General features: G+C 37.6%; 22 protein-coding genes and 2 tRNA genes. 9 read left to right on the forward strand and 15 right to left on the reverse strand.

Annotation, left to right across the window (positions count from 1 at the left end; all coding sequences use genetic code 11):
* The first annotated feature begins 94 nt into the window (after positions 1-94).
* Positions 95-271, forward strand: a complete 177-nt coding sequence (locus AAC073_RS04185) for a hypothetical protein (protein ID WP_339922590.1) — start codon at positions 95-97, stop codon at positions 269-271.
* 490 nt (positions 272-761) lie between these two features.
* The gene (locus tag AAC073_RS04190; RefSeq protein WP_020893409.1) at positions 762-908 is read left to right on the forward strand and encodes a hypothetical protein; all 147 of its coding nucleotides are present in this window, start codon (positions 762-764) and stop codon (positions 906-908) included.
* 165 nt (positions 909-1,073) lie between these two features.
* Here the strand turns inward: AAC073_RS04190 and AAC073_RS04195 are convergent, their stop codons facing one another.
* A complete protein-coding gene (locus tag AAC073_RS04195; protein ID WP_339922592.1) occupies positions 1,074-2,669 on the reverse strand; it encodes a peptide MFS transporter in 1,596 nt (531 codons plus the stop codon).
* 116 nt (positions 2,670-2,785) lie between these two features.
* Between AAC073_RS04195 and AAC073_RS04200 the strand changes: the two genes are divergently transcribed.
* The gene (locus AAC073_RS04200; RefSeq protein ID WP_339922593.1) at positions 2,786-3,220 is read left to right on the forward strand and encodes a peptidylprolyl isomerase; all 435 of its coding nucleotides are present in this window, start codon (positions 2,786-2,788) and stop codon (positions 3,218-3,220) included.
* A 35-nt stretch (positions 3,221-3,255) separates the two neighbouring features.
* Here the strand turns inward: AAC073_RS04200 and AAC073_RS04205 are convergent, their stop codons facing one another.
* From AAC073_RS04205 to AAC073_RS04220, 4 genes are all read right to left on the reverse strand, one after another.
* Positions 3,256-4,539 carry a nucleoside transporter C-terminal domain-containing protein gene (locus AAC073_RS04205; RefSeq protein WP_339922594.1) on the reverse strand — a complete coding sequence of 428 codons (1,284 nt, stop codon included), beginning with the start codon at positions 4,537-4,539 and terminating at the stop codon, positions 3,256-3,258.
* A gap of 201 nt (positions 4,540-4,740) precedes the next feature.
* Positions 4,741-5,355, reverse strand: coding sequence for a bifunctional nuclease family protein (locus tag AAC073_RS04210; RefSeq protein WP_339922595.1), 615 nt, complete (start codon positions 5,353-5,355; stop codon positions 4,741-4,743).
* 6 nt (positions 5,356-5,361) lie between these two features.
* On the reverse strand, positions 5,362-6,327 hold the full coding sequence (locus tag AAC073_RS04215) for an electron transfer flavoprotein subunit alpha/FixB family protein (RefSeq protein ID WP_339922596.1): 966 nt from the start codon (positions 6,325-6,327) through the stop codon (positions 5,362-5,364).
* Positions 6,328-6,338: 11 nt separating this feature from the next.
* Positions 6,339-7,070 (reverse strand): electron transfer flavoprotein subunit beta/FixA family protein, encoded by a 732-nt coding sequence (locus AAC073_RS04220; RefSeq protein ID WP_339922597.1) that lies wholly within the window; start codon positions 7,068-7,070, stop codon positions 6,339-6,341.
* A gap of 59 nt (positions 7,071-7,129) precedes the next feature.
* Between AAC073_RS04220 and AAC073_RS04225 the strand changes: the two genes are divergently transcribed.
* The gene (locus AAC073_RS04225; RefSeq protein WP_339922598.1) at positions 7,130-7,456 is read left to right on the forward strand and encodes a tetratricopeptide repeat protein; all 327 of its coding nucleotides are present in this window, start codon (positions 7,130-7,132) and stop codon (positions 7,454-7,456) included.
* A gap of 63 nt (positions 7,457-7,519) precedes the next feature.
* Here the strand turns inward: AAC073_RS04225 and dnaB are convergent, their stop codons facing one another.
* Positions 7,520-9,100: a replicative DNA helicase gene (gene dnaB / locus AAC073_RS04230; protein ID WP_339922599.1), complete on the reverse strand. Its 1,581-nt coding sequence runs from the start codon at positions 9,098-9,100 to the stop codon at positions 7,520-7,522.
* Between the two features lie 951 nt (positions 9,101-10,051).
* On the opposite strand from dnaB, the gene AAC073_RS04235 reads away from it, so the two are divergent.
* Both AAC073_RS04235 and AAC073_RS04240 read left to right on the forward strand, forming a co-directional pair.
* A complete protein-coding gene (locus AAC073_RS04235; RefSeq protein WP_339922600.1) occupies positions 10,052-10,855 on the forward strand; it encodes an exonuclease domain-containing protein in 804 nt (267 codons plus the stop codon).
* Between the two features lie 211 nt (positions 10,856-11,066).
* Positions 11,067-11,567, forward strand: coding sequence for a GNAT family N-acetyltransferase (locus AAC073_RS04240; RefSeq protein ID WP_339922601.1), 501 nt, complete (start codon positions 11,067-11,069; stop codon positions 11,565-11,567).
* Between the two features lie 8 nt (positions 11,568-11,575).
* Here AAC073_RS04240 and AAC073_RS04245 read toward each other — a convergent pair whose 3' ends face one another.
* From AAC073_RS04245 to AAC073_RS04255, 3 genes are all read right to left on the reverse strand, one after another.
* Positions 11,576-12,586, reverse strand: a complete 1,011-nt coding sequence (locus AAC073_RS04245; protein ID WP_339922602.1) for a response regulator — start codon at positions 12,584-12,586, stop codon at positions 11,576-11,578.
* A gap of 4 nt (positions 12,587-12,590) precedes the next feature.
* Positions 12,591-13,022: a response regulator gene (locus AAC073_RS04250; protein WP_339922603.1), complete on the reverse strand. Its 432-nt coding sequence runs from the start codon at positions 13,020-13,022 to the stop codon at positions 12,591-12,593.
* A gap of 291 nt (positions 13,023-13,313) precedes the next feature.
* Positions 13,314-14,261 (reverse strand): ATP-binding protein, encoded by a 948-nt coding sequence (locus tag AAC073_RS04255; RefSeq protein ID WP_339922604.1) that lies wholly within the window; start codon positions 14,259-14,261, stop codon positions 13,314-13,316.
* A gap of 372 nt (positions 14,262-14,633) precedes the next feature.
* Between AAC073_RS04255 and AAC073_RS04260 the strand changes: the two genes are divergently transcribed.
* On the forward strand, positions 14,634-15,566 hold the full coding sequence (locus AAC073_RS04260) for an endonuclease/exonuclease/phosphatase family protein (protein ID WP_339922605.1): 933 nt from the start codon (positions 14,634-14,636) through the stop codon (positions 15,564-15,566).
* Between the two features lie 2 nt (positions 15,567-15,568).
* Here the strand turns inward: AAC073_RS04260 and AAC073_RS04265 are convergent, their stop codons facing one another.
* Positions 15,569-16,900: an MATE family efflux transporter gene (locus AAC073_RS04265; protein WP_339922606.1), complete on the reverse strand. Its 1,332-nt coding sequence runs from the start codon at positions 16,898-16,900 to the stop codon at positions 15,569-15,571.
* Between the two features lie 304 nt (positions 16,901-17,204).
* Positions 17,205-18,659 (reverse strand): DUF294 nucleotidyltransferase-like domain-containing protein, encoded by a 1,455-nt coding sequence (locus tag AAC073_RS04270; protein ID WP_339922607.1) that lies wholly within the window; start codon positions 18,657-18,659, stop codon positions 17,205-17,207.
* Between the two features lie 159 nt (positions 18,660-18,818).
* Between AAC073_RS04270 and AAC073_RS04275 the strand changes: the two genes are divergently transcribed.
* Positions 18,819-18,892: transfer RNA gene (locus tag AAC073_RS04275), tRNA-Arg, on the forward strand.
* Between the two features lie 57 nt (positions 18,893-18,949).
* Positions 18,950-19,025: transfer RNA gene (locus tag AAC073_RS04280), tRNA-Lys, on the forward strand.
* A gap of 103 nt (positions 19,026-19,128) precedes the next feature.
* Here AAC073_RS04280 and AAC073_RS04285 read toward each other — a convergent pair.
* The 4 genes from AAC073_RS04285 to AAC073_RS04300 all read right to left on the reverse strand — a co-directional run bounded on the left by AAC073_RS04285 (position 19,129) and on the right by AAC073_RS04300 (position 24,571).
* Positions 19,129-21,909, reverse strand: coding sequence for an aconitate hydratase (locus AAC073_RS04285; RefSeq protein ID WP_339922608.1), 2,781 nt, complete (start codon positions 21,907-21,909; stop codon positions 19,129-19,131).
* Between the two features lie 136 nt (positions 21,910-22,045).
* Positions 22,046-23,023: an MlaD family protein gene (locus tag AAC073_RS04290; protein WP_339922609.1), complete on the reverse strand. Its 978-nt coding sequence runs from the start codon at positions 23,021-23,023 to the stop codon at positions 22,046-22,048.
* Positions 23,020-23,772, reverse strand: coding sequence for an ATP-binding cassette domain-containing protein (locus AAC073_RS04295; RefSeq protein ID WP_339922610.1), 753 nt, complete (start codon positions 23,770-23,772; stop codon positions 23,020-23,022). The genes AAC073_RS04290 and AAC073_RS04295 overlap by 4 nt, the downstream gene beginning before the upstream one ends.
* 1 nt (position 23,773) lies before the next feature.
* A complete protein-coding gene (locus AAC073_RS04300) occupies positions 23,774-24,571 on the reverse strand; it encodes an ABC transporter permease (protein WP_339922611.1) in 798 nt (265 codons plus the stop codon).
* Positions 24,572-24,608 lie beyond the last annotated feature (37 nt).

Raw genomic sequence — 24,608 nt, forward strand, 5'->3', positions numbered from 1 at the left:
AATGTAAAAATTTATTTTTTTAAGTGTGTTGAGAATTGCTGATTTTTTCATTATTTAGCATCAATTATTACTGTTTTATTTCAACTTTATAATTATGAATGAGGATTTTGAAGATGAATTCGAAGACGAATTCAATGATGAAAAATACGACATGGAAGATGATGTGTTTTTGGATGATGATGAGGAGAATGATTTCGAATTAAATCTAAATGAACTGGAGGAAGATGAATTCATGGATGACCTTTTTGATGAAGATGATGATTTTGATTAAATCGTTCATTTAGCTTCTCCAATATTTTTTTGGATTGAGAATTTAGATTGAGAGTATTAACTTTTCGTGACAAACTCCAGCCTTAGCCTCTACCTACTCATTAGAATTCAGTCGTTTATACGGATGATTTGGCCATGATGCAACTTTAGAACGAAGGAACCTGAATGGGATGAGCGTACTGTAATTGTGATTAATAGTTTGAACAAAACAACCGCTATCAGAAAAAGAAAGTTTTGGAATAGCGTAGGCTTTGGCTTTTAAAGGCGCTAATAAATTGGAAGCAAAAAACCTATTCCCTAGGACGAACTTTGTTGAAAATACCCTACTAATCTGGTTTAAGCCTACCCTCTGCCCATTTAATTATTAGGCTGGTCATTGGCCCATCATTTAAAATGAGCTTTAGATAATGGGGCTTTTTAAAATTATACTTTGTAATCCCCATTTTGAATGTTAAATTGCAAGCAAATTTGACATTTAAAACCATCACATCATGTTATTAGATATATTTAGTGCCCCTATAGCATCTGGAGCTCAAACTTTCTGGTTGATCGTTGCAATTTTGGTAGGTTTAGGAGCAGGAATTACTGCTGTTGACTTTAGGAGCTCTGTTTTTAAGAAAGATAGCAAAAAAGACTAAAAAAATGCTGGCAATTAATTGCCAGCATTTTTTTATTTTTCACATTATCCCTCAATTTTTCACGAATTCTTTGGCTCAATCTTGGACTTCACCCCAAACCAAATGATACTTTTTATTTTTTAATGAAAATTAGGCATACTAATCTCTGACAGGAGTTTAAAAAGATCAATGCACATTACCCATTAGCTTGCGTATAGGCTTGGCCAAGACCATCAACACAGCGCCTGCTCCTACCACTATATAAACAATTAGTAAGTACTGATTAGGCATTTGGGCCAAAGCTTCAGCAGTGCCTCCACTTACGCCTCCAGCAACCCTTCCTGCAATAAGACTTCCCATGGCTATGGACAAAAACCACATACCCATCATTTGCCCAACAAATTTCTTAGGTGCCAGCTTGGTTGTTAAACTTAAACCAACAGGACTAAGGCTAAGCTCCCCGAAAGTATGGAAGAGGTACGTGATTACCAACCAAGATGGGGCTGCCAAATCACCCGAAGCAGCGATCTTTGCCGCAAAATACATGACCAAAAACCCCATACCCAACAACACTAACCCAAAAGCAAACTTAAGTGGTGAACTTGGTTCCAGGTTTCTTTTTGCCAGGGCAACCCACATGGCCCCGAAAAAAGGTGCCAGGAGAATAATAAATATACTATTGATGGATTGAAAGTACCCTGCAGGTATCTCCCATCCAAAAACCTCTCTATCGGTGAATCTATCTGCGAATAAATTTAGGGAGGACCCTGCTTGTTCAAATCCAGACCAAAAAATGGATGAAAAAACAAACAAGATCATCACCACAACAACTTTTTTCTTTTCGTCAGGCGTTAATCCGCCTAAAAACAAAACATACAAAAAGAATAACAAAGCTACAATTCCAATAAGTGTATTAGAAATAGCGGCAATTCCAACTGGATCTATGGAAAAAACCTCTAAAAAGAAGAGGGAAATAATTACTCCGATTAATGCTATTGCTATCCATAACCCTTTAATTAATTTCCCATGTTGCTGCCTTTCCATTTCATTAGCAGGCAAAACGGGATCTCCTACTCCCTCCAAGTATTTCCCTGTCAACTTATATTGAATTAAGCCCATTAGCATCCCAAAGCCGGCCAGACCGAATCCCAAATGCCAATCATAGATGGCCAACGTACTGCAGGCAATGGGGGCTAAGAAGGCACCTACATTGATACCCATATAGAAAATGGAGAAACCAGCATCTCTTTTCGAGCTATTTTCAGGGTACAATTGACCCACAATAGAACTTATGTTGGGCTTTAATAGCCCTGTGCCTAACACGATTAAAATTAGCCCTAGGAAAAAGGAATAAAGATCCACACCTGAGAGTTCGCCCTTAGGTTCATGATTGCCTGAAATCAATGCCAATAATCCCGGCAAGGCCATGGTAAAGTGCCCTAGGGTAATGATGATCCCGCCATACCAAACAGACTTTTTAAGCCCTATAATTCGATCTGCAATCCACCCTCCAGGAAGTGCCAAAAGATATACAAACATGGAGTATAAGCCATAAATGGCACCCGAAGTCTGATCGTCAAACCCAAGGCCGCCGGTGGCTATAGGGGCTGTCATAAATAGAATAAGCAATGCCCGCATTCCATAATAACTAAACCTTTCCCACATTTCAGTAAAAAAAAGAGTCATTAACCCTTTAGGATGTCCAAACAATTGTGGACCCGTAATTTCCAAATTTCCTTTAGGAGCATTGTGCTTGCCTAAAAATTGGTCTTCTTTTTTCAAAAGCAAATCATTTAAATAGGTAATAAAATTATATTCCTTTTAAGGCTTATGGGCCCAAATATTGCATGATACTACCATAATTTCTGTATTATTGCAAAAAAACAAACTATAGCTTTATGAAAACAGGAGAAATTCATACAGATAAGGGCATTATGAAAGTTGAATTTTACGATCAGGATGCACCTAAGGCAGTAGCTAATTTTATTGATTTAGCTAACAAAGGGTTTTACGATGGACTTGGATTCCACCGTGTAATACCAAACTTTATGATTCAGGGTGGATGTCCTAAAGGCAATGGAACTGGTGGCCCGGGATACACTATTGATTGTGAGTTAGACGGTGAACTTCAGTATCATGACAAAGGTGTTCTTTCAATGGCACATGCAGGTAGAAACACCGGAGGCTCGCAGTTTTTTATCTGTCACAACAGAGAAAACACTCAACACCTAGATAGAAATCACACCTGTTTTGGTAAAGTGACTGAAGGATTAGATCTTGTCGATCAGATCAAACAAGGGGATAAAATCGTCAAAGTTGTAATCAACGATTAATTTTCACTAATTCCACTTTTGATTTACTCAGAAAATTAAAATAGTGCCCCGGCAATGGTGGCTGTCATTAAACAGGCTATAGTAGCTGCTAATAATGCACGCATCCCTAGTCTTGATAAATTTCCCTGTTGCCCGGGCGCTATGCTTCCTATCCCTCCTACTTGAATAGCGATTGAGCTAAAGTTAGAAAAGCCGCAAAGCGCATAAGTCGCAATTACGATTGATTTTGGTGAAAGTGAACCAGCTTCTTTCATGTCTGCCAATCCCAAATAAGCTACAAACTCATTGATAACAGTTTTTTGGCCTAATAAAGAACCTACGGCAAGCGTATCCTTCCATTCCACTCCTATTACCCAGGCAAAAAGCCTGAAGACTTGGCCTAGCAGGTACTCTAAAGAAAAGCCTGAAAAAGTGTCGTTGGTACTACTTGTTACCAGGGCATTTAAGCCGAGAAATTCACCGATAATACCAGACAACAAATAATTTATAGCTGCGATTACTGCAATAAAAGCCAAAAGCATAGCACCTACATTTAAGGCAAGTCTTAGTCCCTCAGATGCACCTCGTGACATGGCATCTATTAGATTTACATCTGGCACTTCCCCACTTATGTCCAAATGAGCATCTATTTTTCGGTCTTTTTCTTCCGGAATAATAATTTTCGAAATTACTATTGCTGCAGGGGCATTCATTATGCTTGCCCCCAAAAGGTAGGTGGCAAATCGGGTCTTTTCAACAGGGTCATCTCCTCCTAAAAAAGCTACATATCCTGCTAAAACCCCTCCAGCTATAGTAGCCATTCCACCTGTCATCAGACACATTAGTTCTGACCTAGACATTGTAGGAATAAACGGCTTTACCAATAGCGGTGCTTCGGTCTGCCCCAAGAAAATATTACCAGCAGCAGACAAGCTTTCAGGACCTGATAGCCTCATGGTCCTAGACATTATCCAAGCAATACCAAAAACAACTTTTTGAAGAACTCCCAAATAGTATAAACCTGCTGAAACAGTAGAAAAAAAGATAATTGTCGGCAACACCTGAAAGGCGAAAATAAAACCAAATGAGTTGGTTGCAAGATCTCCAAATATAAATTGTGCTCCTTGCTCAGAAAAGCTCAGAAACTTAACAAATCCAGCGCTAATCTGTGAAAAAACACCTGCAACAAAACTAACTTTAGTGATCAGAACACCAAAAATGGCTTGCAATAAAATACCTATTCCTACCAATCTCCAATCAATCTGTTTCCTATTTGAAGAAAAAATAGTGGCAAAAATTACCAATACTAAGATTCCAAAAAATCCCCTTAAGTAGTCCATCTAAGCATGTGTTTTTTATATCCTGGATTTTTTAAAAGGAATAATTTTGAATGTTACTACTATTCATTATAAATAGTGAATTTTTCGTTTTAGCTACCCGTACTTATTAAAAGAGCTATTACCTCCTAGTAAGACTACTAATTAATTTTTAAGGCACAAATCAAAATATTTCAGACGACCATGAAAAATCAAATATCCTTTTTAATTTCTTCGGTTTATTTCATCCCTTAATCTGGCAGCTTTTTCATAATCTTCATTTCCGATCGCCTTGTCTAGCATTTGGTTGAGTTTGTCTAAGCTAAAGTCCTTGAGTGATGCCTCTTGTGATTTACCACGCTCAGAAGATTTACCTTTACCCGATTTAGAAATGCCAGAGGCTTCCTGTTCTCTTTTCTCATCCTCCTCTGAAAATTCTATGGCTGCTTCTGACATGACCGAGTTGGCACAATAGATCGGCGCATCAAATCTTACTGCGATAGCAATAGCATCTGATGGCCTTGCATCAATCTCTACCTTTTTAAAAGAATTTTGACAAATTATTTTGGCATAAAACACTCCTTCTCTCATATCTGATATCAGGATATGATCTATTGAAAATTCAAAATTAGAAGAAAAAGATTTAAACAGGTCATGTGTCATTGGCCTGTTAGGTATAATTTTCTCTATTTCAATAGCGATCGCTTGGGCCTCAAACATACCAATAACTATAGGCAACTTGCGCTTGCCTTCGGATTCACCCAAAACGAGGGTAAAAGAACCAGACTGTGTGCTATTGGAAGATAGCCCTAAGATTTCTAACTCAACTGTATTGTCCACGATTAATTATTTTAATGCTTTAATTGCTTGTGTCAATTTAGGGACCACATCAAAAGCATCACCTACAATCCCATAATCTGCTGCCTTAAAGAAAGGTGCATCCGGATCATTATTTATGACTACAATATACTTCGAAGCATTTACTCCTGCAAGGTGTTGTATAGCACCTGATATCCCTATGGCAATATACAAGGTAGGTGCCACTTTTACACCGGTTTGTCCTACATGTTCATGATGTGGGCGCCAGCCTAAATCAGAGACGGGTTTAGAGCATCCCTTCGCAGCATGTAAACTGTCGGCAAGTTCTTCAATCATATTCCAATTTTCAGATCCTTTAAGGCCTCTTCCTCCAGATACAACTATATCTGCTTCCGGTAATAAAATTTCACCTTCTGCTTTTTCCGCCCCGGTTATTTTGGCTGTAAACTTTTCATCTGAAATGGTCAAATCCAAGGGTTCAACATCTATCACTTCACCATCCGTCTTGATTGGGTGAATATTCTTTTTGACAGCTAAGATCTTCTTTTCAGCGCTTATGGTAGTTTCTGCAAAAGCCTTCCCAGTGAAAATACTTCGTTTTACCACAAACCCATTGCTCAAATCAGGTAAGCCGACCACGTTGGACACAAGTCCTGCATCAAGTTTTATCGCCAACCTTGCAGCAACAGCATCTCCTAAGGAAGATTTAGCCAAAACAAGTGTGGATGCGGCGACTTTATCAAACACCTGTGCGATAGCATCGGCATGGGCTTGAATTACCCCTTGGTCCAAACGTTTGTCTTCTAAATGAAAGATGGCATTGGCTCCAGCAAGACCAACCTGATCCCAGCCTTCACTTGCTATAGACCCCAGCCCTATAACATTGACCTTTACCTCTTGTAATTGAGCAAGTCCTGCAGCATAGGATACAGCCTCCAAAGAGGAAGTTTTAATTTTGCCTTGATCTTGTTCTATATATACTAATATTGACATGCTAATTTGGTTTAAAGAATTTTGGCGTCGTTTTTCAATAAATCTACCAGTTGATCCACATTGTCAACAAGCTTAACAGCTCCTTTTGCAGGTGGCAGCTCATAGGATTTCACAGCTGTTGTAGCCGAATCGTCCACAGGATCTTTTACGGTAAGTGGTTTTGTCCTGGCTGACATTATTCCACGCATATTAGGAATTTTCCATTCCGCAATAGGCTCTTGACAACCAGCAACGAAAGGTAAATCTACCTCGATAAATTCTTTTCCACCCTCAATTTCCCTAGAAAGTTTACCTTTACCTCCTTCGATCTCTAATTTCATAACAGGTGATAAGGAGGGAATACCTAGTAATTCACCTACCATACCGTGAACCATTCCTCCATTAAAGTCAATGGATTCTCTCCCCATAAGAATTAAATCAAAACCATTTTCTTTTGAAAAAGTGGCAATTTGTTTGGCCACAAAATGGGCATCCTTGGGAAATGCATTTATTCTAACAGCCTCATCAGCTCCGATAGCCAAGGCTTTGCGAAGAGTTGGCTCCGTTTCCGCTTCTCCTACATTAAGAACAGTGATACTTCCATTGCTTTCTGCTTTCAATTCTACAGCTCTCGCCAAGGCATAATCATCATATGGCCCTATAATGAATTGGACTCCATTTTTATCAAACTGGGTATTGTTATCTGTAAATTGAATCTTTGAAGTGGTATCAGGTACATGTGTGATACAAACCAATATTTTCATGAATTTTTATTTAAATTTGTCATTAAAATAAAACGATTAAGCAAATTAATTCCACGAGCATGAAACATCTTGACAGGGTAAAAGAACTCTTAAATTACATAGAAAAAGAACCCAATGACCCTTTTAACCTTTATGCTTTGGCTTTGGAATACCAAAATCAAGACAAAGAAAAGGCTTCTTTTTATTTTAACAAACTATTAATAGAACATAAAGACTATCTCCCTACTTATTATCATGCTGCTTTGTTTTTTGCAAATGAGGAACATTTGCAAAAAACGGACAAAATCTTTACTGAAGGCATAGCATTAGCCAAAACTCAAAACAATTTGCATGCTAAAAAGGAATTGGAAAATGCTTATCTAAATTTTCAATTTGAAAATGATTAAATCTTTTTACTTTACATTAAACGCTATAAAATCCACCTTAAGAATTTCCCTTGGCACAATCAGTTAAAATGGTGCTGGTTCATTTCCGCCTGGAAAAGGATTTTCTCCTCCCTGATCACCATTTGCCTTGCTTCCCATCCTAACCATTCCTTCTTCATCAAAACCTTTTCCGGTGGCATTGCTTGGAAAACGGCTGCCATAAAGCGCTTCTTGAGGCTGTTGGTAAGGGACATTCATCTCCAAATCAGTGAATTTGGTGTATTTACCAATAAACCTCAGCTTAACATTTTCAAGGGAGCCATTTCTATGTTTGGCAATAATCACCTCTCCAACACCTGCAGTATTGTTCCCATCTTCATCTTCTGTAATGCCATAATATTCTGGACGGTACAAGAACATAACAATATCGGCATCTTGCTCTATGGCTCCAGATTCCCTCAAATCGGATAATTGAGGCCTTTTATCGCCCCCCCTTGTTTCTACTGCCCTTGACAACTGGGAAAGTGCAATTACAGGAACACTCAACTCTTTTGCAATCTGCTTCAAAGCCCTGGAAATACTTGAAATTTCTTGCTCACGGTTTCCCCCTCCTCCTTTACTGTCACCCGACATCAATTGAAGATAATCAATTACAATCATCTGAATGTCATTCTGAGCCTTTAGTCTACGACATTTGGCCCTTAATTCCAGAATGGATAAAGCGGGTGTATCATCCACAAAAAATGGTGCAGATGTGAGCTTACCTGTTTTATGTATTAATTGTTGCCATTCATAATCGGCAAGATTTCCTTTCTTTATTTTTTCAGAATCCAATTCAGCTTCCGAACTAATCAATCGATTGACGAGCTGAATGGCCGACATTTCAAGGGAGAATATGGCTACTGGTCTGTCATGGTCTACCGCAGCATTACGGAGTACTGAAAGCACAAAGGCTGTTTTACCCATTGCAGGTCTGGCGGCTATAATCACCAGATCAGATTTTTGCCATCCTGAGGTTACCCTGTCCAGTGCCGTAAATCCTGAAGGAACACCAGTAAGCCCATCTTTTTGCCCCTTTTTACCTTCCAACTCCACTATGGCTTCACGCATAATTGAACGCATATCGACATAGTTTTTCTTTATATTGCTTTCAGAGATCTCAAAAAGAGACTGCTCCATCTTGTCCAATAATTCGAAAACATCAGTCGTGTCTTCAAAGGCTTCTTTTTGAATTTCCGAAGAAATTTTAATCATATCACGCTTCATCGCCTGTTCAGTGATGACCCTGGCATGGTATTCAATATTGGAAGCAGAAGAGACTTTCGAGGTGAGCTCAGTGATGAAAATAACACCTCCAGCCAACTCCAAACTCCCATTTTTCCTAAGCTGGTTGACAACAGTAAGTAAATCTACCGGTTCTCCAGCATTAAAAAGATCAAGAATTGCCTCAAAGATCAAACTATGAGCATCCTTGTAGAAACTGCCCGGAGACAATATGTCAACTACAGTAGTCAGGGCATCCTTTTCAAGCATTAAGGCACCTAATACCGCCTCTTCCATATCAATGGCTTGAGGTGGCAATTTCCCCAAAGCAGAAAACGATTCATTTGGTCGCCTTCTATTGCTTACTTTGCGCTCTGATCTATTGCTATTATTGTCTGACATATAAACAAAAGTACCCTATTAAAATCAAAGGTTTTAAACATTTTATACACTAACTTATCCACATTTCTCTAAAGCCTACTTATACAAGCAATTAAGCGTATAGGTATTTATTTTTTATCAAAATTCCCAAAAATTAATTGCTGCTAGTTTGCTAATCAGCTGCTCCATAGAAACCTTAATGCTTATTCTATAATGATATAAGTAAGTTTTTTGATATGAAGTTCAACTGACCCCGAATGACTTCCTCCCACTATGCACAATCGAATCCTCAAGCAATCTATAATAGATGCGTGAATTCCTCCAGCCATACTTAAGTTTTAGCACCCTATTAAAAACAAAAATCTTTGACTCAGATTATGTAATGGGATCCGTGAAACCAGTCCCGTGTTTCCGTAAAGTGCATCAATGGAAAGAAAATCAGGCTGTTTGGAGATTTTAGAATAACATGGCTAAGGTGAGATTGGAAACTGCAACGAAGTGGCGAATATTGTCCGCCGCGAGGGATCAACAAGTTATAGATGTCTATTGCATAATTCAGGTTATGGCCATTAACACATAAAGTAATGCTCACAGACACCTTAAATTCCAAAGATTTCGTTATTCATAGAAATCCTGTAAAAAAGCAATAACCGAATAGATTTCTGGCTGATCACTAAAAGAACAAACAAAAGAGCTTTTCTTTAAAAATACTTGGATGATTTGACGGTCAAAGCGTTAGATCACTTAAAAATAATTATTTATAAAAATTAGGTCAACTTAAAAACGGAGGCCTAAATAAACAACAATTAAAATCTAGAAATCTAAATGCTTAAAAAATCACTATATTTGCACCTAATAATTACCCAAGGAGAATTAAAATTTAGATTGCATTCGATTGCTGCCTAATGCAGTGATTTTCCCGATAATTTTTAATTAAAATAATTTTTCACGTTACTAAATTAAACGAATAAAATGGATTTGAATATCAAAACTCCCATTGCATTTTTTGATCTTGAAGCTACAGGAATTAACATTTCTACGGATAGAATTGTTGAAATTTCAATTTTAAAAATACTTCCTGATTCAACACAGGAATTAAAAACTTTAAAAATCAATCCTACCGTACCGATCCCCTTAGAAACATCACTTATACACGGTATTTATGACAAGGATGTGGTAGACGCTCCTACCTTTAAAGATGTGGCAAGGGAATTGTTCCGGTTTTTTGAGGGTACTGACCTTGCTGGGTTTAATGTCTTAAAATATGACATTCCCTTATTGGTTGAGGAGTTTTTAAGGGCAGGAATAGATTTTGACATTGAAAAAAGGAATCTTTTAGACGCCCAGAAAATCTTTTTTATGATGGAAAAAAGAAACCTTTCTTCTGCTTATAAATTCTACTGCGGGAAGACTTTAGAAAATGCTCACAGTGCAGAGGCTGATACCGTTGCCACTTACGAAGTTTTCAAGTCTCAAATCGAAAGATACATGGGCCAAGAACTTGAAGATCTTCAAGGCAATAAGATTGGAATTATGGAGAATGACATGAAAAAGATCCATAATCTGATCAATGAAAAAATGGTCGACTTAGCTGGTCGGTTTGTTTTTAATGATAAAGGAGAAGAATGCTTTAACTTTGGAAAACAGAAAGGGAAACCAATTGCACAAGTGCTTAAAGAAGAACCAGGATATTATGACTGGATGATGAAAGGCGACTTCCCTCTTGATACCAAAAGAAAGCTGACACAGGTAAAATTGAGAGGCTTTAACCTATAACTTATTAAAAGAAATATCTATATCAAATGAACGAAATCCCTCCTGAAACATTTTCAGGAGGGATTTTCTTATCAAAGCCCCTGCTATTATTCTAAAAAAGGATCAAGTCATCAGCCGTTTGGTGCTAGTATCTTTATCTTTTGTTATATATAAATATTAATGCAGATTTAGGTCTCAGATTATAATAGTCATTCATCAGCTAAAAATAAAAATGCTAAAAATCAACAAAGCGACTGTTCAAGATGTCCCAGAAATTCAAAGCATTGCCAAAACTACTTGGCCAGTAGCATTTGATGGTATTTTAAGTCAACCTCAGTTGGCTTACATGATGAGATTGATGTACAATAGCCAAGAACTGACCTCCCAAATAGAAAAAGGTAAAATTGTTTTCTGGCTTGCCCAAATTGAAAAGCAATCTTTAGGGTTTATGGCTTACGAATCCCAATTACCTGATCTTCCCCAAATTAAAATCCATAAATTATATATTCTTCCTGCTGCTCAAGGCAAAGGTGTAGGTAAAGGTTTACTAAATAATCTAGAAGACTATGGTAGGTCCAATGGATTTGAAACATTAACCTTGAATGTAAACAAGTACAATTCTCCTGCTATAAAGTTTTATGAAAAGTGGGGTTTTGCAAAAATCAAAGCTGAAATAATCCCCATAGGAAATGACTTTATAATGGATGACTATGTGTTCACAAAAAAAATATAAAAAGTGCGTTAAGAGTCAATATTTTCGACTTTTTTAGCTTTGTTATTGATATCTCTAATCACATCATCCAGTTCAACTGCTGAATTGTTAATATGGTTTAATACGTCCCTCTGATCATCAGTCAGTTTCCCTATCATCACCTCAAGTAGGTGTACCAGACCCATAAGCCTTGCAAGAGGGGCACGTACCACGTGTGATTGTACCCAAGATATTTCTTTTAATCGCCCATTTTGCTTTTCTATGGTTTTTAAATGGGCATGCTTGTGGGTCACATCAATGGCCAAGATTAATTTCATTTTTTTTCCATTGTAATTAATGGTATTAAAACTTGTCTCTACAGTAATAATTTCTCCATTCTTCTTTTTATGGAGGAAGGTACCTGCAGCATCTTCGCTCTGAAAATCCCCGCTCTCTACTTTTGAATACTCACCAATTGAATTAATATTTTCAATCTGAACATCAGTTATGGTCATCTGCAGAAATTCTTCTAAAGAAAAACCGTAGTTCATTACTGCAGCATCATTTGCATTTAAAAAGGTATTGTTATTCTGATCCATCACCCACATCGGCATGGGATTAAATTGAAAAAGTTCTTTGTACCTAAGTTCTGATTCTTCTAGTTTGTTAAATACCTTTTTCCTTTCAATACTGTAAGTAATGCTTTTAAATAAAATTTCAGGTTGCAATTCATCCTTGATTAAATAATCAGACATGCCCAACCCGATGGTTTTCACAGCAAATTCTTTATTAGAATACCCTGTCAAGACCACAATAGGAATCTTGGAAGCTTTCTTTTTAATACCCTTTATTAGGCTTTCTCCACTCATATCACCTAAACTTAGGTCAAGTAAAATGATATCGTAACCGTTGGGAATGGTTTCTACGGCAGATTTGTACGATTTTGCCCAATCGATTGTTGCAAAGGGAAATTTCTCATCAATAGATTCGGAGACCAAAACAAAGTCTCCCTCATTGTCTTCAATTATTAAAATTCTCAACGCTTCAACTTCAGCACTCATTTATTTATATTTTGGAAGGCAATTCTACAAGTGATAGCCAAAAAAGTTGGACCCTATGGAGGATTTCATGATAACCCCCAGACCCAAATGGCTTTACAATATAGCTATTGGCGTGATTTGTATATGAATCGTTAATGTCTTTTTGATTAGAGGAGGTGGTTAGCATAATTACAGGTAATCGCCGCAAACTATCAGACTCTTTTATAAATTTGAGCACCTCCAATCCATTTTTAAAAGGCAGGTTAATGTCCAATAATACCAAATCTGGCGTTGGATTACTACCAAACTTTTGACAAGTATTTAAAAACTCTATTGCTGCTCTACCGTCCTTTGCGAAGCTAATTTGCAATGGTAAGTTCAATTCTTCCAGCGCTTCTGAAATCAAGAAGATATCTCCCTCATTGTCTTCAACCAAAAGTATATTTAACCTATCCATATCTAAAATTAATGGGTCACTTTAGAAAAATCAATAAAGCAAACCTGAAGCAAAGCCTCTGATTTAGAAAAAACCCTTTCTAGGACCAAAATCAAAAGTACATTTTTTTTATCTCCTTACACAGGGCAATTGAATATTTATAAATTTTGTCATTTTATTTATAAGAATACAAATTAATTTTAATATCAAGGAAATGCAATGACTTTAAAGATAAAAATTGGGTTTGAAGTAAAAATGTTGGTGAAATAATGCAAATACACAAGTAAGTTTAATGCTGTAAAAACCTAGACACTATTTCTTTTTCAGCTGCACATAAAACACACTACCCGATCCCAATGTAGACTCAACCCATATTTTCCCACCTGAGCCCTCCACTATCTTTTTGCAGATAGCCAGCCCCATGCCAGATCCGCGTTTAACAAATCCATAATCATACCGTTTGAGGATATAAAAAACACTTTCAAGATTTTCAGGGGGTATTCCGCGGCCATTATCTTTCACCTCTAAGGTACAAAACTCATCCGATACTGTAGAAGATATTTCAATATTCAAAGGTCTTGTAGCGTCTTTAAACTTGATGGCGTTAGCTATCAATTGGTCAAACAATTGTATAAGCTGCTTGAAATCCCCCATCACCTCAAGTAATGGTTCAATTTTTAATTCCAGACTTCCTTCCTTTATCTTTTTGGAATTTAGGTGAACAACTTTTTCAAAAACCTCTTCCATGTTTACCAATTCCTGTTTGTGAGGATTTTCAGAGAGTTGGGAAAATGTCACAAGGTCACTTAAAACTGCCTTAATCTTCAAGAAATTATCCAAAGTGAGTTGCAGAAAGTCTATGGAGTTTTGGGGCAACTTATCTTTATTTTTTCGAATAAAAAGCTCTAAAAACCCATGGCTTTGTCTGACAGGATCAGCTAAATCAAATGAAGCAACTAGAATAAATTGGTCCAATTGTTTTTTGGCATTGTCAGATTGTACACGCTCTTCTTCGAGGGTTTGATTGACTTTTTCAAGCTCCTGTACCTTATCTCCCAAGTATTTGTATTGTCTTTGGATCAGAAAATACAGCAAGGCCCCCGTAATCAATACAAACACTACACCATCTATGGACTTAATAAAATCGATGGAATCCTTAGAATAATTAGCAAAAAAGTATTCAGCAAATTCATTGCTCCAAACAATCCAGATAATCCCTGCTAAAACATAGATTAATGTAATTTTAAAGCTTGCCATCATATATATGTGCTATATAAAATCATAATTTGCCAGCAATACATTGTTATTTATAAAAGTCCACAAATTACTAAACAAAAATGTCTACTTTATGAATCTAAGAGAAAAATATTTTACCAAATAAAGTGATAGCTTGTTTTCCATTGGATGGCTAATCCGTATTACTTTGACCTTGATTTTTACTAATTGAAACCCATACTAGAAAAAGAACTTTAAAACTCAAAATTGAAAGCTAAAATAGGAAATTTGGATATTGGAAATTAAATGGTTTTTTTACTTAAATTTAAAACGCCATTTAAACCTGAATTCCATCCTGAATATTAGTCTTTTCTCTAAAAAAATAAGCTTTTAATTCATAACAAAAATATAGTTCAGATGCACAAAAATATATTCAAGCTACTCCCTTTATTATTTTTCTGCCTATTATCTCATTCGCTTTTCGCACAATCTGACACGCTTAAAGTCCTTAGTTACAATATCTGGAATGGTTTTGACTGGGGCAATGACCTCGAGAGAAAACAAAAAATGACAGCATGGCTAAAAGAAGTAAATCCAGATGTTATTGGTTTTCAAGAACTCAACGATTTTACAGCTGAAGATTTAAAAATATGGGCAAATGAATTTGGTCATGGCTATTCTGTATTGCTAAAAGAACATGGCTACCCAATAGGCATTACCTCAAAAGAACCCATCCATTTAAAAACAAAAATGCAAGGTGGACTTTGGCATGGAATGCTACATGCAGAAACTTTTGGAATTGATTTTATCGCAGTCCACTTAAGCCCACATGACTGGGAATTTAGAAGGAGAGAGGCTGAAATGATCTGCGAATATGCTGAAAAAGCCATTTTGAATACTCCTAATAAACAATTGATGATTCTCGGAGACTTTAATTCCCACTCCCCTTTTGATTGGAAATTCGACAATGAAAACCCTTTTTCCTTAAAAAGAAATCAGCTTTCAGACAGTTTAAGAAGGGTTCAGAATGGACCAAATGCATACCAAACGTTAAGAGATGGTACAATAGATTACAGTGTGATTTCAAGATTTCTTTCCCTCCCATTGATCGACACCATTCAGAAAAAAATTGCTGCTGGGGAGAAAAAAACATTTCCAACACCAATGGTAGGACAAGACATCTCTAAGTCGGATTTTGAAAAATACAGGAACAGAATAGATTATATTTTAGTAAGTTCAAATCTAGAATCCGCCCTACTAGAGGCTAAAATACTGAACCAAGGGACCCCTGACATCCTTTCGGATCACTACCCCGTGTTGGCTTCTTTTTTGCATAAAACAGCCAAATAATTCTATAGCGCTTTGGTTTCTTTTTTTAGATAGAAATAAGAGATGATTGCTGCTCCAGTATCGGCTAAAGGAAATGAGTACCAAATACCTTCTAGTCCAAAAAAGGCTGGCATTATTATCACCAGTGGGATAAGGAATATGCCTTGTTTGCTTAGTGCCAACAACAAGGCGGGTTTTGCCTTGCCTACAGCTTGAAAATAGGCGCTCCCTATCAAGCTAAAGGCAAGCAATGGGGTGGCTAAAAAGGATTTTCGCATGGCTGGTATGCTAGCCCTAATTAAATTTTGATCCGCTGTAAAAACAGAAACCAAAGGCCCCGTAAAGATCAAAATCAGAATAAATATCATAAAAGCCACAAGTGTAGATGACCTAAGGGCCAATCTAATGGTCGCGTGCACTCTATTTTGCAGTTTAGCACCGTGGTTATAGCCTGCTATAGGGACAAAACCTTGGGTAATACCCAAAACAGGAAAATTAGCAAACATCATCACCCTACTAATCACCCCATACATAGACAGTCCCATTTCCCCACCATATTTGAAAAGCTCATTGTTTAATACTATTGCTAAGACACTAACTGTACCCTGTCTGGCAAATGTAACAGCACCAAGGGAAGCAATCTCATTAGTAATTTTTAAGTTCGGTTTGATCCTGCCAATACTCATTTTCATGGAAGACTTTCCAAAAATAAAAAACCATAGAGAATAGCCAGCGCTGGCCATATAAGAGATTGTAGTGGCCCAAGCTGCCCCTTCTAAGCCCATGTCAAACCATACGATTAGAATGGGATCCAATATAATATTAAAAACAGCAGGAACGATTAACGTATACATGGCCACTTTAGGATAGCCTTCCGCCCGTATCACATTGTTACACATCATGGCCCAAGCCATAAAAGGTATTCCAATTAAAATAATATTGAAGTAGTCTTTAGCCGGTTCAAGTACATCCCCTTTACCTCCAAATAACTTCAGTATTTCCTCAGAAAAAACATAGCCAATGGCAACAAAAAAGAGTGCCAAAGTAAGCGTCATGCCGATTTGATTACCAAAAGTATGGTACGCTCTTTCATCATCCGCATCTCCAAAGGCCCGAGAAATAATAGAAGCTCCTCCTACCCCTATAGACATTCCTATGCTGGCGATTAGAAAAGAGATGGGTAATACCACCGTTACAGTAGCGATCCCTAGAGAACTAACAAATCGCCCCACAAAAATAGTATCTACGATTCCGTAAATAGACAAAACCAATATCCCTACTGCTGCCGGGAGTGCTTGTTGAAGTAATAACTTACCTATTGGGGCTTGACCGAATGAATGGTTTTTGTTTTCCATAAAAATGTGATACCCCTAGGAACGACCCAATTGGCAAAATGTTTAGCTAAATAAGCTTTCTTAACTTTGATTATTATAATTCCATCTCAACTGCAGCATTAGAATGACTTTTTTAAAACCATGTAATCCACAGGATAAAAATCTTGTATTTCATGCCAAAACTTGCAAAGTATTTAGGCCTTTCAAAAACTAAAACCCCTTCAATCTAAGGTAATTAATCGTTTTTTTCACCGGAAAGGAATAAGCAATACTCATTTCATAGAATGTAAAATTACTTACTTAAAAAAGGGAGGGTATTACCCAATTAAAAAGACTTAGTGAATTTTATTTTGAGTTTTAGTTGAAGGTCCCTGATTACTTTAAATATTTCTTTAATTGTAACCAGCTGAACTTGGGTAAGTTGACTTATTTTTATGTAGTTTAAGGGAGGATTTCCTTCATATATAATTGCTCCTGCCTGCTTTTCCAAGCGAAGCCCCATTAGGTAATAATAGGCTTGGTACAACTCTTTGGATTCTCTAGGGCTAAAAACTTTAAGCTCAGTTAAAATTTGTAACCTTTTTCCAGTATTGGTTTCAAAAACCCTATTCGCTAAAGCATAAAGTCTCATGGCATTTACCATTGGCGTCATTGCACGCTTTATGTCAAACACCTCCTCCTGATCTACTTTAAAAGTTTTAATGTTCTTTAACCAGGTCAACTGTGTATCATATTGAAGTGCATTTTGGGCCATATTAAAGAAAAACCTTTCAAGGGGAAAATGTAATTGCTCGTCCATAAAAGATTTCAAGTTATCCAATAAAGAAAAATCACCATAAATGGCCCTACAATCAAAGAAAGTACCATAACTCAAAACAGTTTCCATGGATGATTCCTGAAACCAGGTCTCATAATTTTTCTTCCAGTGAGACAAAGAATGGGTCCATTTAGAATTGCTGGCCATGAATCCACCCTTACAATAATCAAATCCTATCTCATTCAAGTGATCCGAAACCGTGTTAGCAAAATCAAGAAAATAATTTCGCACCAATTCCCTTTGCTCATTGGCTTTGTCCTCATAAATGATGGCATTGTCTTGGTCCGTTTTGAGGGTTTGTTCTTTTCTTCCTTCACTCCCCAATACAAAGAAAACAAAGCGGGCAGGTGGCTCTCCCTTTTTCTTTATGACTTGCTCAATTACCCTCAAGGCAATGATATCAGCTATCGCTGAGATAACTTGGTTTATGATCTCAGATCTTACTCCCCTTTGGATCATCTGCTCCACCATGCCAGGTACCTGTTCCCATTTTAATTTTAATTCCGCTTCGTCAAGTGCTTGTTTAACGGACTGAATAAACACGAAAGGCGAAAGTGACTGAACAGTTAATATTTTGTTTCTACTTGTAACCCCTACAAAATGTCCCGCATCTTCTACCAGTAAATAACGGGTTTTGGTCCTGAACATAAGCAATAGCGCTTCATATACCAATGCATCTTTAGAGATGGAAACCAATTTGGTATCCATGATCTCTTTTATCGGACTTTCTAAAGATCCTTCTACTGCCATCACATTGTCACGCAATGTTATGTCAGTGATTACTCCATGAATGTCCTCTAAGTTATTCCCCACAAACAAACAGCTGGATTTCTCATCCCTCATGATTTGAGCTGCCCTGAAGACTGGAGTATCAGGCTTGCAGAAAAGCACTTTTTTAAGTGTGATCTCACTTAATGTTTTAATATAAAAATCATCGATGGGCGTCAGATGCTCCGGAACCATGGGCGTTTTTTTTTACAAAGATCACCAATCATTTTGAAGAAAAGAAAAGTATTTTTGAATAACTGTTTGCAATTAGAAAAAACTACCTTACATTTGCACAAGCTTTTGAAAAAGCACAGAGAAACGGGCTGAAAAGCCTGTTTCTTTTTAACAAAAAAAGGTCCTGTAGCTCAACTGGATAGAGCAACTGCCTTCTAAGCAGTAGGTTTCAGGTTCGAGTCCTGACAGGATCACAATGTTAAAATTTTCAAAAGTATCAAGGGTAAAAAGTTACTTTTGAGTTAATTACCGATTCTGTAGCTCAGCTGGTAGAGCATAACACTTTTAATGTTAGGGTCCTGGGTTCGAACCCCAGCGGGATCACCAAAAAAAAGCCTGTTTTTTTAAACAGGCTTTTTTTTATGCTTTTAAAAAGGCCAACGCTTTCAATATTCTTGAATTCTGCGCTGGCCTTTTTTGTTTATAGGTTTTAGGCTTTTAGAAATTGCCTAAGCACATAATGAAGAATCCCTCCATTTTTATAGTATTCAATTTCAATTAAAGAATCAAGACGGGCAATAACTTCAAAGTTTATTTCGCTCCCATCTTCAGTTTTAGCTTTGGCTTTCAAAACCTTCAAAGGAGATAAGCCTTCCTCAATTCCTTCGATAGAAATTTGCTCTTTACCAGTAAGCCCCAATGAAGCGGCAGATTGCCCTTCCGAAAATTGCATAGGCAGAACTCCCATACCTACAAGATTCGACCTGTGTATCCTTTCATAACTTTCGGCAATCACTCCTTTAATCCCCAACAGGGTGGTTCCTTTTGCAGCCCAATCCCTTGAAGACCCACTTCCGTATTCTTTACCCGCTAGGACCAATAAAGGGACGCTGTCGCCGATGTATTTACGCGAGGCATCAAACACAGTCATTTCTTCTCCGGAAGGCATATGGGTAGTATACCCGCCCTCTTGTGTGGCCAATTGATTCTTAATTCTTACATTGGCAAATGTTCCTCTTACCATTACTTCGTCATTGCCCCTTCTGGACCCGTAGGAGTTAAACATTACCTGCTCCACTCCTTTATCAAGCAAATATTTACCCGCTGGTGATTTGGCAGAAAAAGAACCCGCTGGCGAAATATGGTCTGTCGTGATTGAGTCACCAAGTTTTAGCAAAACGCGAGCATTAATGATTTCGCTAGGATTATCTACTTGCTCGGAGATCCCATTAAAAAACGGTGCTTCTTTAATGTAACTAGAATTATCCGACCATTGGTACACTTTATCCTCAGGAGCCTTTAAAGCCCGCCACTGATCATTTCCTTCAAAAATCTCCCCGTAACTTTTTTTATAATCACCTGGAGAAAGTACCTGGTTAGCCACCTCGAAAATCTCCTCATTGGTGGGCCACAAATCTTTTAAATAAACCGGTTCCAGGTTAGGGTCATACCCTAGTGGCTCATTATTTAAATCAACGTCCACCCTACCAGCAAGTGCAAAAGCAACCACTAGCATAGGTGACATTAAGTAATTCATTTTCACCTGGGGATGTACTCTTGCTTCAAAATTCCTGTTACCAGACAATACTGATGCTACGATAAGGTCATTTTCTTCAACCGCTTTGGCGATATGGGATGGCAAAGGACCTGAATTACCTATACAACTTGTGCAACCATAACCCACCACATGGAAGCGCAGGGCTTCTAAATCCTCTAGCAATCCAGCATGTTGGAGATAGTCCGTCACTACCTTGGAGCCTGGAGCCAAAGATGTCTTTACCCAGGGCTTAACATCTATACCTCTTTCTCTCGCCTTCCGGGCAATAAGGCCTGCCCCTATCATTACGCTTGGGTTTGAAGTATTCGTACAGGAAGTAATGGCTGCAATAACGACCGAACCATCATAAAGTGCGAACTCTTCATTATTCAATTTTACAGCTACGGTTTTAAGACCATTTTTTACTTTTGTTTCTATCTCAAGATCCCGATCTAGCTGTTTTTTTCCACTTTCCACCGGCTGATTCCCTCCACCTTCATCAAGCCATCTACCTACTTCTCTTTTTTCAATGGGGATGTATTCTCTTCCATGGACCTCCTTAAGTAAGGAACCAAATTTATTTTTAAACTCTCTCAAAAGAATCTTATCCTGTGGTCTTTTTGGCCCTGAAACAGTAGGCTCAACAGTACTAAGGTCTAATTCTACAACCGAGGAATAATCGATTTCGTCCTCTTTTTCTCTCCAAAGCATATTTGCTTTGGCGTAATTTTCCACAAGTTTGATTTGCTCGGGAGCCCTATTGGTCCTACCCATATAATCGAGGGTCCGATCATCTATAGGAAAATAAGTAACCGTACAACCAAACTCTGGAGACATATTAGAAATGGTCGCCCTGTCTGGAACGGATAAACCATCTAGACCCGGACCAAAGACCTCAACAAATTTACCCACTACACTCTGCCTTCTCAGAAGCTCCGTAATGGTCAAAACCATATCTGTAGCAGTAGTACCCATTGGCAAAGTGCCAGTAAGCCTTAAACCAACCACCTCAGGCATTATGAAGTAGATAGGCTGACCCAATATGGCAGCTTCTGCTTCGATCCCTCCTACACCCCAACCAACTACACCGATCCCATTTACCATAGGCGTATGAGAATCTGTTCCTACCAAAGTATCGGGAAAAACATTTCCATCCCTTGCAATTACTCCCTGGGCAAGGTATTCTAAATTAACTTGATGGCATATCCCCATTCCCGGAGGAACTACAGAGAAGTTATCAAACGATTTTTGAGCCCACTTTAAAAATTCGTAACGTTCACCATTTCTTTTGTACTCTACGTCTACATTTTTTTTGTAAGCGTATTCCGTCCCAAAATAATCTACTTGTACGGAATGATCCACTACTAAATCAACGGGGATTAAAGGGTTGATTTTTTCTGGATTTTTACCTTTTCTAACAGCTTCAGAGCGAAGAGATGCTATATCTACCACCGCAGGTACCCCTGTAAAATCCTGCATTAAAACCCTTGCTGGTTTGTATGGAATATCTTTTTCTGAAGGCTCCGGTTTCCAATTGAGCAGTGTTTTAATGTTTTCTTTTGTAATCGCAAAATCATCAAAATTTCTCAGCGTATTCTCTAAAAGTACCCTGATCGAAAAAGGGAGTTTATTTATTTGATATCCTTGCTTCTGTAATTCCTCCAAACTCCAGTAATTAAGATCACCTTGAGCTGATGGAAGTTTCTTTATGATTTTATACGGATCTTTTGTCATAAAATAAGTAGGTTTATTAATAAAAGGGATATTAATTGCGAATTTTAAATATAATCTAATATAGCAATATAAGGTATTCCAATCAATTATGGGGCCATAAAAAAAGCGGAAACAAGTTCCGCTTTTTTAAATGCTATTATTTTTCTGATTCAGCCTGTGCTTCATCACTTTTTCTAAAAGACCTCCTAAAGAACCAATGGTATCTCAAAGCCTCGAGTGTTTCGTTCATTCGCACAGCACCTGTATCCAAACTACTCATCGTACTTTTCAAGTAGTTTGCAAATGCCTCATCATTTAAAAGCATACCGATGGCATTGTCTGATTGATTTAGATTTTCGCTGACTTTACTGAAATTTTGAGCCGCATCACTGGCTTCAGCCGAAGTATTTTCGAGACTTTTCGCAGTAGTTTTTAAACTCGCAAACAATGTTGTGTCGTTCAACATATTGTCAACTAATCCTCCCTTTTGGTTAAGCTCATTAGAGAATTTAGACAACTCAGCAGTCATTCTATTGCTATTCACAGCGGTTCTTTCCAAGTTTACCATGATTGACTTAAAGTTTTTAACCAGCATGCTGTCTGTCAAAACAGCCCCAACTATACCTTCTCCGCTGGAAATTTTATGCGTGAGAATCTTCAAGTCCTCCGTAATGGATACGAGGTTATTATTGTTTACTTGCAATGTTTCCATCATTTTGTCCGTATCCAAGGGCATCTCAGCGGTAAGTTTGTCACCGTCTTCGATAGACGGTCCTTGACCTGTTCCACCATATATCACGATGATTTTATTACCAATAAGCCCATCAGAGCTAATGGTAGCTTTGGAATTCTTCTTTATGTAATCCTTAGAGGAAGATTCAATATTCATTTCAATTTCCACTTGAGAATCTCCATAAAAATTAATTTTCTTTACTGTTCCAATTTTCACGCCAGAGAACCAAACATTATTCCCAGTTTGTAAACCTCCCACATCATCAAAAACCGAGGTGACCCTGATACTTTTGACGAAAGCTTTCTGTTGTGCTCCAAGGGTAAGGATGCCTACAATCAGTATTGCGATCCCAACTAGCACAAATATGCCAACTGTTACAGATCTTTTATTATCATTTCTCATTGTTCGATGAAATTATAGTCATAAAATGATTTTACTCTGCCATCAACGGCATGTTCAAATACCTCTTCAAATTTACCTGTGTTACCAAAATGCCCATCCAAAAGCACAGCCATTCTGTCTCCTGTTACCTTGGCACATGTCAAATCATGAGTGATAATGATTGAGGTAGTTTTATATTCTTCATTAACCTGATTTATCAGATTGTTTATATCCATACAGGTAATCGGATCCAAGCCAGCAGTTGGTTCATCGTAAAGCATAATGGCAGGTTTAAGAATAAGTGTTCTGGCTATCCCTATCCTTTTTCTTTGCCCTCCTGATAATTCCGAAGGCATTTGATTTATGGCTTGGATAAGCCCGACTCCTTCTAATACTTCCTCCACTAATTTATCTTTGTCTGTTTTGCTGAGGTTTTTTACATTCCTTACCAGTGGAAACTCCAAATTCTCCCTCACAGTCATACTGTCGTACAAAGCACTTGCCTGAAAGGAAAACCCGATTTTCAGTCTCAATTCGTTGAGCCTTTTCGATTTTAATTGGCTCACCTCTTGCCCCAAAACAATGGCTGAACCACTGTCTTGCGTCAGTAAACCAACCATTATCTTAATCAAAACTGATTTACCACTTCCAGATTTACCTAAAACAACCAAATTTTCACCACGGTACAGGTCTAAATTGACATTTTTAAGTACGTGCATGTCTCCAAAAGACTTGGAGAGGTTTTTTATTTCAATTACTGTATCTTTCATATTATAACTGCCTAAAGAAATTGGTGATCTGTAAGGACAACAATTCTTCAATAAATATTAAAAACATGGCCATAACTACAGCTGAATTTGCTGCTTTGCCAACTCCCTCTGTTCCTTTGGTTGAATTGTACCCTTTGTAGCAACCCACAATACCAATAGTAAATCCGAATACCAGCGATTTCACCATTGAGGATGAAATGTCTAGAAATGAGATAGAGTCAAAAACCTGTACAAAGAATGTGCTAATACTAACCTTCTCATTCACATTCACATTTAAAAATGCTCCCATGAGGGCTAAAAAATCGGTATAAAGCACTAAAACCGGGATCATAAATGTACTTGCCAAAACCCTGGTAACGACAAGAAATTTAAAAGGGTTAGTAGCAGAAACTTCCATAGCATCTATTTGCTCTGTAACCTTCATAGACCCAATTTCTGCTCCAATGCTAGAACCTACCTTACCTGCTGCTATAAGAGCTGTAACCAAAGGTCCCATGGCCCTAACAACAGCAATTGAAATCAAGGCAGGTAACCATGAGGTGGCACCAAACTCAGACAGTGATGGCCTGGACTGATTGGTGAAAACTATCCCAACGATAAAGCCTGTCAGAGAAATCAATGGCAAGGAATTATAACCGATACGGTAACATTGACGAATAACTTCCTTAAACTCGTAAGGTGGCAACCATACCTCAACAAAGAATTTCTTTAGAAAATTAAACGCTCTTTCTAATCCAACAAAAAATTTATCTATTCTTGTACTAAACACTTTTTCATTTCCTTTGAGGTTTTCAGCCATATTGTTAATAAATTTAATTCAAATGCTTAAAAGGACT

The organism is uncultured Cyclobacterium sp., assembly GCF_963977555.1.
Taxonomy (GTDB): Bacteria; Bacteroidota; Bacteroidia; order Cytophagales; family Cyclobacteriaceae; genus Cyclobacterium.